Genomic DNA, 13,514 nt, shown 5'->3' with positions numbered 1-13,514 from the left:
ACCATCTCGATCGGCAACACGCCGCCGACCATCACCGACCTGACGCCGGCAGCCAATGGCGGCGACGTGACGGTCAACGAGGACGACCTGCTCGCCAGCCGCGGCGCCGGTGAATCGGCCGGCTCCGACACCTCCAAGGAGAGCACCACCCAGGGCGGCACCTTCACCATCGCCTCGCCCGACGGCATCGCCACGCTCAGCATCGACGGCCACGCCTTCATCACCAACGGCGTCTTCAGCGCCGGCTCCTTCACCACGGCGCTCGGCAACACGCTCAACGTCACCGGCTACAATGCCGCAACCGGCGTCGTCAGCTACACCTACACGCTCAACGACAACGAGACGCATGCCGCCGGCCAGGGCACCAACAGCCTGTTCGAGAACATGACCGTCTCGCTCACCGACCAGGACGGCCAGAACGCCACCGGCACGCTCTCCGTCAACATCGTCGACGACGTGCCGACGCTGAACAGCGTGCAGAGCCAGCAGGCCAGCAACGACCCCGCGCAGACGCCCGCCGTCGGGGCCATCAATTTCGTTCCCGGTGCTGACGGCGCCGGCGCGGCCATGACGATCACGGTCAATACAACCGGATTGACCTCCAATGGGCACAATCTTGTCACAGAGCAGGTCGGCAACGTGCTGACGGCCTACGCCGACAACAACAACAACGGAAGCCATGACGCCGGCGACACGGCGGTCTTCACGGTCACGGTGAACACCGCGGCCGGCACCTCGGGGCAATACACCTTCGATCTGCTGGCCAAGCTTGACGGGTCGACAAGCAATGTCTCTGTCGCCTCAAACGGCGCCTTTGGCTCCGGCCCCAGCAATTCCATCGTCGTGACGGCCGGCGGCCAGAACATCGTGATGGTGACCGGATGGGCACCCACGGATGCCGGCGGCATCTTCACTGGAGCTCACGAGGCTGCCTGGCTGGCAGGCGGCAATCCGTCGCTCGCGCAGACGTCCAATGTCAACGGCTCGACCGCCGGTTGGGGACTTGGCAACAACAACTTCGACGCGGGCGAGTTCATGCGCTTCGATTTCGGTGCGCCGAACGACTACGACGGCGCTGGCGGCTATACGCCCCCGGCCATCACCATGGCGAATGTCAGCTATGCCAAATTTTCGTTCGACGCGGTGAGCGCCAGCAACAAGGTCGAATTCGTCGCCCACTACACCGACGGAAGCACCGCTTCCTTCATTCCAACGACCGGTGCGACGTCGCTGACCATCAATTCGCCTGCAGGCCTGCAGATCGCCTGGGTCGACGCATACGAGTCTTCGGGCAAGACCAAGCTCAACCTCACGGACGTCGGTGTGACATCGACCACGGTCGACCACACGATTCCGGTGACGCTGCAGCTTACGGACGGTGACGGCGACCAGACTGGAACGGCGAATTTCACTGTTCACGTAAAAGACGGCTTGACGCCCTTCGCCGTCGCCACCCCGGTGGTGCTCGACCTCAACCACGACGGAATCCAGACCACCGATCTCACGCACTCCACTGTTTCGTTCGACTACAACGGCGATGGTGTCGCCTCGAAGACCGCCTGGGTAGATTCGCATGACGGTATCCTGGCGATCGACCTCAACGGCGACGGCAAGGTGAACAACGGCTCGGAAATCGTCTTCACCCAGCACGCCGTGGGTGCTGCGACCGACCTTGCCGCGCTCGAGCAGGTCTACGACACGAACCATGACGGCAAGCTGACCGCCGCCGACCACGACTTCGCGCAATTTGGTGTCTGGCAGGATGCCAATGGCAATGGCGTGTCGGACCCAGGTGAGTTCAAGAGCCTTGCCGCTTTGGGCATCGTCGAGATCGGACTGGAAAGCAACAACCAGCATTCGGTTTCGGCCGACGGCTCGGTCCTGACCTATGGCGAAGCAACTTTCACGACCGCCAACGGCGAGACGGGGGCGGTCGCCGATATCGGCTTCGGCAATTTCGACAGCGCCGCTTCCGGAGCTGCGTCGACAATGGCCGGCACTTCGGGCGCCGATACGTTCAAGCTGGACAGCCTGGACATCAAGGATCTGATCACCGACTACCACGGCTCGGAGGGCGACAAGATCGACCTCAGCGCCCTGTTCGACACCGCGCCTGCTGGCAATATCAGCAACTACGTCCACTATAACAGCGAAACCAATACGGTGAGCGTGGACGCCAGCGGCTCGGGCAATCCCGCCAACTTCGTCGATGTCGCCGTTCTTCAGAACGCGCCTGCGGCCGGAACAATCAACATCCTTTACGACGACACGAACCATCAACAGCACACGGCCACGATTTAATGCTTAGGCGCGGCCGTGCTGCTATGCTAGCGTTAGCGAACCGTGAATTTGCAATTTGGAGAGGGGCTTACATGAAACATTCCGTAAGACTGCTGGCCTCGGCCGTGGCGGTGCTGCTCGCCGGATCGACCGGCTTTGCCGCAGATATCATCGGCGAGCCGGCGGTGAATTATTGCCGCACCGTCGGCACCTCGGACCTGGTGCTGACCGACAACATGGTCGAGCTCAAGGACCATGTGGTGAAGCTGATGGACGAATCGGTCGCCGTCGCCAACAGCCCGGAATGGATCAACTCGTCGCGCCCCGCCTTCGTCTGGGCCTCGGAAGCCAAGGTCGCCTGCGGCAAGGCCTATGGCTATCTCAAGACCAACTACAAGGACGAGGACTACCTCAACAAGTGCGAATGCTTCCACGACCGCATGGTCGAGTACATGCACTGAGCTGACGGGCGCGCCGACCAGCTGCGATGATGGCCAAGACAGTCTGCGCCGAGGCCGACGCTTGCGTGCGACCGGCGCGGGTCGCCACGCATGCCGGCGTAGCGCGGCTTTTCCGACGCGGGTTTTCGCGAGCGTTGGAGCGGTTCAGCGTTTCCGGGAAACGCCGAACTGGTCCGGCTATGCGTTTCTGCGCAATCGCGGACGGGAAACCGCTGCGCACTTTTCCTGGATTGGCCCCGGCGCTCGCCTTTGCCGTGGTCGCGGCGATCTCCGGCTGCCAGTCGAAGAACGGCGCATCGGAGGTGCTGGACCCCGCGGCGATCGCCGTTCCGGCAAGCCAGGCCGGAGCCACCACCGCCGCGCCCGCGCAGCTGACCGCCAGTTCCGCAGCAACCGCCCCCAAGGGCAATCTGACGCTCGGCACGGGCTCGACCAAGATCGTCATGCTTTTGCCGCTCTCCGCCCCTGGCAGCGCGGGCGAGAACGGCAGGAAGATGTATGATGCCGCGCGGCTGGCAATGGCCGATCTCGGCGACAAGCTGGTGACGCTGACCATCGAGGACACGCGCGGCGACAGCGGCTATGCCAAGGACCTGGCGGTGAAGGCGATCACTTCGGGCGGCGTGAAAATCGTCATCGGGCCGGCCGAGCTTGCGGCGGCGCAGCACCTTGCCAAACTCTCCGGCACGCAGCGGCCGCCGGTGCTGGCGCTGGCCGACAATTTCGCCGGCGGCCCCGGCGTCTATTCGGTGCGGCTCAGCGAAGCCGACAGCGCGGCGGCGGGCGCGGCAGCGGTCGCCAGCAAGGGCGCCAAGAAATTCGTGCTCCTGGTGCCGGCGGGCGCGAACGCCGGCGCCGTCGAGGCGCGGGTCGCCAACGCGCTCAGCATCTATGGCGCAACGCTTGCCGTGACGCTTCCCTATTCGGCGTCGGACGCCGCCAAGGTGGTGTCGGACATGGGCTCGCTGGTCGAGGCCCCCGACGCCGTCGTCGTCGCCAGCGGCGACGGCAGCCCTGTCGCCGTGCTGTCGGCCCTTAAGGCGAAGGGTATTCCGGGCAAGGCGGTGAGCCTGATCGGCACCGAACGCTGGCTCGAGCGCCCGATCGATCCGCTCTATGAGGGCGCCTATATCGCAACGCTCGACCAGAGCGAGACCGGACCGATCGCCGACCGTTTCAAGGCGACCTACAACTATCAGCCCGACGTCAACGTCGCCTACGCATACGACATGGTGGCGCTGTCGGCCGGCATAGCAAGCTCGGTCGGCCCGAACGGTTTCTCCAAACAGGTGCTGGAGAACGCCAGCGGCTTCCGCGGCTCGACCGGCCTGTTCCGCTTCCGCGCCGACGGCTCGAGCCAAAGATCGATGCCGTTTTTCAAGGTGGAGAAAGGTAGACTGAAACTGGTGGAGAAACAGACCGCGGGGTTTTGAGGGGACTCAGATCAGTTACTGCAATGCCCCGGAACCCGTCACCACCATCAGGATGGCGTATATCTGGAACGCTATCGCACAGATCGCAGCGGCAGAGATTGGTACCCCAAAAGGTACTACACCTTTGCGATCCAGGTGCTGGATGTAAACTCGGAATGCACCCTCAGGCAGCAGGAAGGGGTACTTCATGACAGCGGCGGTAGCGAGCGCAAACAGCAGAAGCATGATCGAGAACGGCGCGAGGCCGCTGCCGCCGATCACAAACGGCATAACTGCCATCAGCTTCACATCGCCCGCGCCGAGCTTGCGTAGAGCCCAGAGCGGAAAGAGAACGACGAACAGCAGCAATCCGGCGATTGCACTTAACCCCATGTCCCACCACGACCCGGCCTGAACGGACATCAGTTGTAAGGAGCCGACACCCAGGAAAAAGAGCAGGAGAACGTCACGGTTCGATATTTTCTGAGTTTTGAAGTCGGTCCAGGCTATCCTTGCAAGCAACGGGATCGCGAGTGCCTTGAACAGGACCGATACGGCAAGCAGAGGGCTCATGACCGCTCTATGTTGCGCACGCTGGACGACAGTAGCTTCAGATTGTTGGCCACGGTCGGATCGTTTGGCGCAAGCTCATAGGCCTTGAGGAAATTGGTGCGCGCCTGCTGCAGTTTACCGCGCAGGAGATAGGAATAGCCGACATTGTTGTAGTATTCAGGGGTCGCGCCGAGCAGCTTGTAGGCCCGCGTATAGGCCATGTCGGAAAGATCGAAACGACGAATGCGGTCGCAGGATGCGGCAAGGCCCAGCCAGGCGACGCCATCGTTGGGCGCCAGCCGCGTCGCCTTGTAGAATAAGGCGCCGGCGTTGCCGTAGTTCTCGGAGCGGAACTGGGTCTTGGCCTCGGTGACCGCCTGGTCCGAGGCATAGTAGTCGACGTCGCTGACGGTCTTCAGCCCGTCGAAGGCATCGCCGAAGGCGGTGTAGTCGCCCTTCGCGGGCTCATTGGTGCGAACCACGCCGTCGGCGATGTCTTTTGTCTGACAGCCCGCAAGGAAGATGAGCAGCAGGCTGGTCGCGACTGCGAGGCGCTTTGGCCGTATCATTGTGTGTCCCACGAGTCCCCGACTCTGTCTGAGAACCTAATCATATGATGGCTTAGAAGAAAATGCCTTTCATGCGGATAACGACCGGTAACATCACCACCATCATCACCACAGGAAAGATGCAGAGACCGAGAGGGATCATCATCTTGACCGGCAAAGCATTGGCCTGCTCTTCCGCACGCAGCATTCTTTGGGTACGCATTTCATCGCTATAGACCCGCAGTGCCTCGGTGAGGCTGGTGCCGAGTTCTTCCGACTGACGAAACAGCACCGCCAGGGCCTTCGCTTCCTCCAGCCCGATACGATCTGCCAACTCGCGAAGCGCTTCACGCAACGGCTTGCCGGCACGCAATTGCAGATTCATTATAGAGAGCTGAATACCGAGCCACTTGTGGGTGCCGGCTAGTTCACTACCCACCCGATCAACCGCAGCCTCGAGGCTCATGCCGGCATCAGCGCAAGTGATCATCATGTCCATGAAATCGGGAAACCCGCGCTGATAGACCTGCTTCTGAGCATTCTCAAAGCGATCGAGCATGATGCTGGGGATGACGATGCATCCCAGTCCGATCAGAGCCGCCCCTCCAAATGCAAGAACACTGGGCAGTTGAGGTGGCAGGAGGTTGGAAAACAGCGCGTAGCTGATCAGAAACCCGACGCACACCGCGCCAAGGCGAGAAACGGTATAGATGATGGGAGCGCTTGGCTGATGGAACCCGGCGCGGAAAAGTTTTGCTTCCAGCGCGTTGGGTTCACCTCGCTCCTTCTCAAGCGCACGAAAATAAGCGTCGACCGGTTGCTTGGCCGAAATCCGGGTGATCTCCTGCTGTGCTGTCAGTGAGCGGCGACTTGCAATGCCCTCCGACAAGAGGCTTTCGGCGATCCGCTTTCGGGTCTGAAGGACTGGCGCCAACATCAGAGCGACCAGCAGGAAGAGTGCGCCTGCCGCGAGAAATACAGCGAACGACAGCAACACTGGCGAATTTCCAAAGTCGTTCAGCAAGGCGATACCCCAGCCCTAGAAATCGAAGTTGACCATGCGGTACATGATGTAATCACCCAAGAGTGCCCACGCTCCAAAGGTCACGAAGACTGGCATAATGATCGGACTGCCCCAAACATCGCCGTAGTAACTCGGGGCGATCCCTAATAGGATAAAGAACATCAGTACCGGAAAGAGTGAAATGATCCACGCCGAAACGCGCCCTTCGGCTGACAACGCTCTGATTTTAAGCCGAAGCTTGCGCCGCTCGCGCAGCACTGACGCCAGATTCGACAGTATTTCGGTGAGATTGCCGCCGGTTTTTGCCTGGATGGAGAGCGAGACCGACAACAGATGCAATCCTTCGAAACCGACGCGCTCTGACAGTTTGCGCACAGCATGCTCAAGGCTCAGACCAAACGAGATCTCATCCGAGACAATGCCGAACTCGGTACCAAGCGGATCCGGCATTTCACGCGCAACAAGCCCGATTGCCACCGTTGTGGGATGGCCCGCGCGCAGCGAGCGAACAATCATGTCGAGTGCGTCGGGAAGTTGGCCGGCAAATTTGTTGATTCGCTTGTTTCGGGCCCGCCGCAGAACGAGGAAAGGCAGAGCAATCGCAACAAACAGGAAGACGAAACCGGAGGCGATGACTGAGACGCCCAACAACATCGCCGCGATCAAAGCGAGTACGAGGCCAGCCAGCAAAAAGACCACCGCAAAACTGATTGGATTGCCCGTTATGCCCGACTGCGTGTAAAGCCGATTGAGGGCTATGAGACCGAAAGCAAAATCACCCGATGCTGTGAGGCCACGCTCCTGAAGAAGGCCTTCCAAGCTTTTTTCGGCGGGAGCATCCTCGCCTATAACTTGAAGGCGGCGGTTTATTATGCCTGCTCGCGCCCGCGTTCCGGCGACCGATACGTACATTACCTCCACGGCCAGAATGACCGAGGCCGCGGCCAGCACGTAGACCAGATAAAGCAGCGTTTGGCCGGAAAACATCAGAGGGGCACCTGTGGATTAAAAGCATCCTTGGCGAAATGATGTCCAAGGGTCGCGACTTCTGTCGCGAAACGCGGCCGAACGCCCGTTGCGCGAAACTCGCCGATGATGCTGCCGTCGGGAGCGACATCGCGGCGAACAAAATGATAGATCTCTTGCAGCTGCACAACATTGCCTTCCATGCCGGTCAGTTCTGATATCGAGACAACCCGCCGTCCGCCATCCGAAAGACGCTGGGTCTGAACAATGATGTCGATGGCCGAAGCGATCTGCGCCCGGATCGAGTCATTGGTCATCGGCATGCCTGCCATGCCGACCATCTGCTCAAGACGCGAGATAGCGTCTCGGGGTGTGTTGGCGTGAATGGTCGTCATCGAACCTTCATGGCCGGTGTTCATGGCCTGCAGCATGTCGAAAGCTTCCTCGCCGCGCACCTCGCCGACGATGATGCGGTCAGGCCGCATGCGCAAAGCGTTCTTCACCAGTTCGCGCTGACGTACTTCGCCCTTGCCCTCGACATTGGGCGGCCGCGTTTCCAGCCGGCCGACATGCGGCTGCTGCAATTGAAGTTCCGCCGCGTCCTCGATGGTGACTAGGCGCTCTTTTGCAGGGATATAGCTCGACAATGCATTAAGAAGCGTGGTCTTGCCGCTGCCGGTGCCGCCCGAGACCAAGATTGATTTGCGCGACTGCACCGCAATCCGCAGCAAGTCAATCATCGGCTGGCGGATTGAGTTGAATGCCATCAAGCGTTCGAGCGAATAGGGATTTTTGGAGAATTTGCGGATCGACACCAGCGGACCGTCTACCGAGATCGGCCTCACGGCGATGTTGACGCGCGAACCGTCGTCCAGGCGCGCATCGACCATCGGCGCCGATTCGTCGACCCGCCGGCCGATATTTGAGACGATCTTGTTGACGATCCTGAGGAGATGGGCTTCATCACGAAAGCGGATAGCCGTCTCTTCCAACACACCGCGGCGCTCGACGAACACGTGCTTGTGGGTGTTGATCAGGATGTCTGCGATTGAATCATCCTTCAGCAGAGGCTCAATCGGACCAAGCCCCAGCATCTCGTCTGCTGTGTCGCTGGTGAGTTGGTCCAGTTCACGAGCGTTCAGCGGCACATTCCGGCCGCGCACGAATTCGCGCACAATCGGACGTATTTCATCAAGAATCTCGTGCTTCGATGCGTTTTCGAGAGCCGCCAGATTGAAGCGGTCAATCAGGTGACGATGCAGATCGACTTTCAGAGCCAGGAAATCCTCGTCGTTCGACACCATGTCCGAGGCGGCGGAAGGAACCGGCGTTGCGGCAGGCACAGGTAAGCGCTGAGCCGGTTGTGAAGGCGGTTGTTCAGCCGCGTTTTTGATGAATCGACCTAACATTTTTTATCAACCGATTTGACTGACGGGACCCCGATCGACCCAGACCGGGTTTGCTTGTTTACAGGACAACCACACGAACATTTCTCTGCCTAAATCCACCGAAGTCTCGAGCGTATAAGAAGGATGGTGCCTGTCAAATGAGTTGATAAACCAGCCACCCGGCTCACCATCCAAGCTGACATCATGGCGATCGCAACGCCGGCGATAACATCAATCAAGTAATGGCTCCCCTGGGGCGGCGTCGCCAGAATCAGCAGTGCGTTTACGACTATGGCCGGCAGCATCGCGAAACGAATGCCGCGCATAGAGAAAACAAAAATAGCGGCGAGGGCCGAATGAAATGAAGGAAAGGTCACAAGTCCTTCCGGCTGCTCAATCAAAAAACTTCTGAGTTCGCGCAGCGCATGGAGTTGATCTAGGTGCCTCGTCGAAGCACCCGGACCAAAAGCTGCTAGTATGTTTGGCGACGCGTGAAAAAAATCGAACGCTCCAGCAGCAGGCGCATATGTCATAACAACGCACGTCAGGATCCCTGATAATCCAAAGCATGCCACGAATTCCAGGAGCCGGTCCATTCGCCCTTTGAAAGCCAGGATCGCCGGAAGCACCAACATCTGAATCTGGAGGCTGCCGTATGCCATGGAAATGACCGCGGGAATTGGGGGGTGCTTGTTCAGCCACTGGGTATAAGCGACCCAATCAAACCCCAATGCAGCATCTGCCGACGCAAGATAAGAGTCCATCAAGGGACGATCGGTAGCAGTTGCAAGATAAGAGTACAGAAGCAGCATTGCTGAAAACAGGACAATGGCCGCCAAAGCCAGCGCGAGCGCCTGGAGCCGGCCCGCTATTTCGCGGAGCGTGTTGCCGACCTTTAATTCGATACGTCCTGTCTGATAGCGGAGCGCGCCAAGAACAACCCAAAAGAAGACGAGAAATGCCGTCGTGGTCAGTCCATCTAGCCACAAGCCTGATCCAACTTTGACTGTGGAGTACTGGAGCCAGATAGCGTTTGCCAGCGAAAGACCTCCGAACAATACAAGGTTGAATATGGTCAAACTAATATAGTTCGAGAACCCAGTGCCTTTGCTTTGAACCTGTGAAAGTCCCGCGGTCCGAAAGCGCAGTTCAGTGACAGGATGGCCGAACGAAGCCGCGCCAACCTGCCTTTCGCCTTTGACCTCATTGAGCTCCGCCGAACCCCACACCGCGCGTCAGCCTTCGCTAAGTTACCCCAATTGCGGAAACTACCTGTTAACCACAGGGGGGGCAAGCGCGCGCAAGGGCGTGGCGCAGATTTACTTGCGACATAGTTAAAAAGCGGAGCGTTGAGAAATCGTTTTATTTCGCCCTACTCTCGGGAGCATGGACCAAAGTCCTAAGACCTTTGCCACTCCAGACGCGCCTATTCGGATAAGTTGCAAGATATAATGTCTTATGCGTTCTCCCTAATATGCGGACGCTCCCCACCGAACGAGGCAGAATTGTGAACGAATGGTTAAGATCGCTTGAAAAATGAGGCGAATCAAGGTGTTGTCAAAATCGACAAGGCTCTGGAGCGAGTATTGAAAGGTTAAAGGACTGTTAATCCGTTTGACTCGGATTTTTTGCGAGCCCTAGGATTGAATTCGACGGGGGATGCTTGGGTATGGGGTTTCATCCTTAGGCTCGTCTCGTCGGGTTCAACCTCCAAAGTAGGGAGACATTCGCATGAAGAAGCTAATGACGTTGACCCGGCAGTTCCGCGACGATGAGAACGGCGCTGCTATGGTCGAATACACGATCCTCCTGGGTCTGATTACCGTGGCGGTCATCCTGTCGGTTGTCTTTGTAGGCACTTGGGTGTCCGGCAAGTGGACGGCGCTGACCACAGCGATTTCCGGTCATTGATCGACAGCCTTTGACTTCTCACCGACGCCGGGATTGGTTCCCGGCGTCGGTGGCGCAAAAATCAGCGGGGGCTGGCCATGCGGGCTAATACCATAATAATGATCATTCTCGCCGGAGTCTTCGGCGTACTGGCGGTTGTCCTTGCCAATATGTGGCTCGCCAACCAGCGCAGCGCGATGGCCAAGCCCGGCGACCTGCCACGCGATACGATCGTTGTGGCGGCGGTGCCGCTCAAATTCGGCGACTCGTTGAGCGACGACAAGTTGCGTGAGATCCCATGGCCCGCGGGAGCGGTTCCGGCCGGCGCCTTTAAGACAAGCAAGGATCTACTGGCTGGGGAAGGCACCAAGCAGGCGTTGCAGGCGATCGGCGTCAATGAGCCGGTGCTCGCCTCCAAGATCACCGGGCCTGGCCAACGCGCTACACTTTCAGCTGTCCTGACGGAGGGCATGAAGGCGGTTTCCATCCGCGTGAACGACGTCCTCGGTGTCGCAGGATTTGTCTTCCCGGGCGACCGCGTCGACGTCCTGTTGACCCGCACCGTGCGCAGCAGCGACGGTCCCGACAAGAGCTTCGTCGACGTGCTGCTGCAGAGCGTCAAGGTGCTTGCCGTTGACCAGGTGGCCGACGAGAGCAAGGACAGCCCTACTGTCGTGAAGGCAGTGACAGTTGAAGTCAGCACCAAAGATGCACAGAAGCTGACTCTGGCAGCCGGCGCCGGCCAGCTATCGTTGGCACTTCGCCAAGCCGCGGCCAGCAAAGGCGAAACGACCGAGCGCGTCACGCTTTCGGATTTGACCGGCGACACGCCGGAAGACGTTGCGAAGAGGCAGGCGGAACTTGAGAGGCAGAAGGCCGCGGAGGTCGCGGCCGCGGAGGAGCGCAAGCGAGCTGATGACAAGCTCAATGGGTTGGCCCAGGCCGTGGAACGGGTTGGCGACCAGATCGATCAGTTGAGCAAGGTGAAGCCTACTGTGGCGCCAGCACCACAACCGCAAGAAGTTATAAAGGAAGTGGTCAAATATGTGAAGCCGGAGCCGCCAGCCCGGGCTACAATCGGCGTGTTTCGCGGCGTGAGGCTCGAAACGTACGACGTGCCGCGACAGAGATAGCGAAAGGCACATTCGGATAGGGGGTCCGGGTGGGTCCGCGAGGGGGACGATTTAGATGCGATTTTTTCAGGGATCACTGGCCGCCGCCGCTCTGGCGTGGTCCTGTCTTATATTGCCGTTGAGCCCTGCGGTTCACGCCGCTGACCGCTTCATTGACGTCTCGAACCCGTCGCTCCATCGCGTCTTCATCCCGGTCTCGCAATCGGCGACCATCCAGGTGAACGCCACGCTGGGCGATATCGTCGTTGGCGACGAAAAGATCGCCGATGCGCAGCCGATGACAGACAAGACGCTCTACATCATCGGCAAGAGCCTCGGCACCACTACGGTCAATCTGTTTTCCGAGGACAAGCGCTCGCTGGGTGCCATCCAGATCGAGGTCGGCCAGGATGTCAGCGATATGGCGGCAGCGATCCGCCAGGTGGCGCCGAAGGCGCGCATTGAGATTGGTTCGATCAATGGCAAGGTTCGCCTGAGCGGCCACGTCAAGGACGCAGCGACCTTGGCGCAAATCGTCGAAGTCACACAGCAATATGGACCCGACTCGATCATCAACGCCGTCACCATCGATGACAGCGAGCAGGTCAATCTCTCGGTGCGCATCCTTGAGGCCAAGCGCAATAGCGGCCGCGACCTCGGCGTGTCTTTCCGGAGCAAGAACGGGAGCGGAACGTCCAGGGTTGGCACCGGGATCGCGACCACAACGAAGGATGACGACGGCAATCCGGTTGTCCTCGGCGATGGAGATCTGGTCAGCGGATTGCTGTCGACAGCCAATCCCTTCGGAGCTTTAATTACCCGCATCATCGACAGCAATGTCAAGGTCGACCTTATTATCGAAGCGCTCGAGTCGAAGGGGCTCGTACGGCTGCTGGCTGAACCGAACCTGACCACAGTTTCCGGAGAAACCGCCAGCTTCAACGCCGGCGGCGAGGTGCCGATCCGCAGCGTCAACAGCCAGGGCGAAATTGAAATCCTGTTCAAGCAGTTCGGCGTCAATCTCAACTTCACGCCGGTCGTGCTTGACGACGGCAAGATCCATATCAAGCTGGCGCCAGAAGTCAGCGATCTTACCGGCTTCACTCCCGCCGGCGACCCGATCTTCACCAATCGCAAGCTGGCAACCGTGGTCAATCTGCGCGACGGCCAGAGCTTTGCCGTCGGCGGGCTGCTGTCCAGCAAGAACACGAGGCTGCAGGACCAGGTGCCGTGGCTGGGCCAGGTGCCGATCATCGGTGCGCTGTTCAAGAATTCGAGCACGCAGAAAGAAGAGACAGAGCTGGTCGTTATCGTCACGCCGCACCTCGTGCGGCCGGTGAAGCCGGGCGAGCAACTGGCCACGCCGTTCGATAAGACGAAGCCGTCCAATGATCCGGAACTGTTCCTGCTCGGCCAACTCGAGGTCAGCAAGGATATGATCCGGAAATACGAGCTGGGTGATGGCGTCACCGGCCCTTATGGCCACATGCTGGATGTGAAATCGAAGGACAAGCTGGTCTATGTCAAGAAGTAAGCTCCTGCTCGTCTTGCTCGGTTCCAGCCTGCTTGGAGGCTGCGCCGCGGACTATTTGAACAACTACGACACGATGACGCTGGCATCGGGCGACTCTCAGAAAGCCAACCAGTTGCTGCAGACGGTCGATCCGTACAATCCGGCTTCGAACAACACCAAGATCGAAGGCGACGGCGCACGGTCCGTCGGCGTCGTGCAGAAATACAAGCTTCCGCCAGCGCCGGCGCCGACAACGAACATGACGGTCAATGTCGGTCCGACGGGTACGTCCACGCAATGAAATGAACGAAAGGAAGCGGTTGTATCAGGTATGCGAGGAGCCTGACACCAAGGGGTAAAGGGTAGGG

At 59.5% G+C, this 13,514-nt stretch carries 13 protein-coding genes; 7 read left to right on the top strand and 6 right to left on the bottom strand.

Going from position 1 to position 13,514, the window contains the following annotated elements; translation table 11 throughout:
• The 3 genes from P9228_RS06645 to P9228_RS06635 form a co-directional block, all read left to right on the top strand.
• On the top strand, nt 1–2,301 hold a 2,301-nt coding region (locus P9228_RS06645), incomplete at its 5' end, for a type I secretion C-terminal target domain-containing protein (protein ID WP_278052785.1).
• Between the two features lie 71 nt (nt 2,302–2,372).
• Nucleotides 2,373–2,741: a hypothetical protein gene (locus P9228_RS06640; protein WP_066989339.1), complete on the top strand. Its 369-nt coding sequence runs from the start codon at nt 2,373–2,375 to the stop codon at nt 2,739–2,741.
• 179 nt (nt 2,742–2,920) lie between these two features.
• Complete coding sequence (locus tag P9228_RS06635) at nt 2,921–4,174, top strand: ABC transporter substrate-binding protein (RefSeq protein ID WP_278052784.1); 1,254 nt, start codon at nt 2,921–2,923, stop codon at nt 4,172–4,174.
• A gap of 15 nt (nt 4,175–4,189) precedes the next feature.
• Here the strand turns inward: P9228_RS06635 and P9228_RS06630 are convergent, their stop codons facing one another.
• From P9228_RS06630 to P9228_RS06605, 6 genes are all read right to left on the bottom strand, one after another.
• A complete protein-coding gene (locus P9228_RS06630; RefSeq protein ID WP_278052783.1) occupies nt 4,190–4,726 on the bottom strand; it encodes a prepilin peptidase in 537 nt (178 codons plus the stop codon).
• Complete coding sequence (locus P9228_RS06625) at nt 4,723–5,274, bottom strand: tetratricopeptide repeat protein (protein ID WP_278052782.1); 552 nt, start codon at nt 5,272–5,274, stop codon at nt 4,723–4,725. The genes P9228_RS06630 and P9228_RS06625 overlap by 4 nt, the downstream gene beginning before the upstream one ends.
• Nucleotides 5,275–5,326: 52 nt before the next feature.
• A complete protein-coding gene (locus P9228_RS06620) occupies nt 5,327–6,283 on the bottom strand; it encodes a type II secretion system F family protein (RefSeq protein WP_278052896.1) in 957 nt (318 codons plus the stop codon).
• A 9-nt stretch (nt 6,284–6,292) separates the two neighbouring features.
• Complete coding sequence (locus P9228_RS06615) at nt 6,293–7,264, bottom strand: type II secretion system F family protein (RefSeq protein ID WP_278052781.1); 972 nt, start codon at nt 7,262–7,264, stop codon at nt 6,293–6,295.
• Nucleotides 7,264–8,652, bottom strand: coding sequence for a CpaF family protein (locus P9228_RS06610; protein WP_278052780.1), 1,389 nt, complete (start codon nt 8,650–8,652; stop codon nt 7,264–7,266). The genes P9228_RS06615 and P9228_RS06610 overlap by 1 nt, the downstream gene beginning before the upstream one ends.
• Before the next feature lie 89 nt (nt 8,653–8,741).
• Entirely contained in the window at nt 8,742–9,860 is a 1,119-nt protein-coding gene (locus P9228_RS06605; protein WP_278052779.1) for a phosphatase PAP2 family protein, read from the bottom strand.
• 502 nt (nt 9,861–10,362) lie between these two features.
• Here P9228_RS06605 and P9228_RS06600 point away from each other — a divergent pair.
• From P9228_RS06600 to P9228_RS06585, 4 genes are all read left to right on the top strand, one after another.
• Nucleotides 10,363–10,542, top strand: coding sequence for a Flp family type IVb pilin (locus P9228_RS06600; RefSeq protein ID WP_278052778.1), 180 nt, complete (start codon nt 10,363–10,365; stop codon nt 10,540–10,542).
• 77 nt (nt 10,543–10,619) lie between these two features.
• The gene (gene cpaB, locus P9228_RS06595) at nt 10,620–11,654 is read left to right on the top strand and encodes a Flp pilus assembly protein CpaB (RefSeq protein WP_347404258.1); all 1,035 of its coding nucleotides are present in this window, start codon (nt 10,620–10,622) and stop codon (nt 11,652–11,654) included.
• A 55-nt stretch (nt 11,655–11,709) separates the two neighbouring features.
• Nucleotides 11,710–13,167, top strand: a complete 1,458-nt coding sequence (locus P9228_RS06590) for a type II and III secretion system protein family protein (protein ID WP_278052776.1) — start codon at nt 11,710–11,712, stop codon at nt 13,165–13,167.
• Entirely contained in the window at nt 13,154–13,447 is a 294-nt protein-coding gene (locus P9228_RS06585) for a hypothetical protein (protein WP_278052775.1), read from the top strand. The genes P9228_RS06590 and P9228_RS06585 overlap by 14 nt, the downstream gene beginning before the upstream one ends.
• Nucleotides 13,448–13,514: the final 67 nt, after the last annotated feature.

The sequence above is a fragment of the Mesorhizobium sp. WSM4898 genome (assembly GCF_029625845.1).
Classification (GTDB): Bacteria; Pseudomonadota; Alphaproteobacteria; order Rhizobiales; family Rhizobiaceae; genus Mesorhizobium.
Note: the sequence above shows the minus strand (reverse complement) of the source record. Positions and strands in the feature narration are given on the sequence as shown.

What these genes read in the sequence shown, in the direction of transcription:
- P9228_RS06640 (WP_066989339.1), top strand. Translation starts at nt 2,373, where the DNA reads ATGAAACATTCCGTAAGACTGCTGGCCTCGGCCGTGGCGGTGCTGCTC.
- P9228_RS06635 (WP_278052784.1), top strand. Translation starts at nt 2,921, where the DNA reads ATGCGTTTCTGCGCAATCGCGGACGGGAAACCGCTGCGCACTTTTCCT.
- P9228_RS06585 (WP_278052775.1), top strand. Translation starts at nt 13,154, where the DNA reads ATGTCAAGAAGTAAGCTCCTGCTCGTCTTGCTCGGTTCCAGCCTGCTT.
- P9228_RS06630 (WP_278052783.1), bottom strand. Translation starts at nt 4,726, where the DNA reads ATGAGCCCTCTGCTTGCCGTATCGGTCCTGTTCAAGGCACTCGCGATC.
- P9228_RS06625 (WP_278052782.1), bottom strand. Translation starts at nt 5,274, where the DNA reads ATGATACGGCCAAAGCGCCTCGCAGTCGCGACCAGCCTGCTGCTCATC.
- P9228_RS06590 (WP_278052776.1), top strand. Translation starts at nt 11,710, where the DNA reads ATGCGATTTTTTCAGGGATCACTGGCCGCCGCCGCTCTGGCGTGGTCC.
- P9228_RS06615 (WP_278052781.1), bottom strand. Translation starts at nt 7,264, where the DNA reads ATGTTTTCCGGCCAAACGCTGCTTTATCTGGTCTACGTGCTGGCCGCG.
- P9228_RS06600 (WP_278052778.1), top strand. Translation starts at nt 10,363, where the DNA reads ATGAAGAAGCTAATGACGTTGACCCGGCAGTTCCGCGACGATGAGAAC.
- cpaB (WP_347404258.1), top strand. Translation starts at nt 10,620, where the DNA reads ATGCGGGCTAATACCATAATAATGATCATTCTCGCCGGAGTCTTCGGC.
- P9228_RS06610 (WP_278052780.1), bottom strand. Translation starts at nt 8,652, where the DNA reads ATGTTAGGTCGATTCATCAAAAACGCGGCTGAACAACCGCCTTCACAA.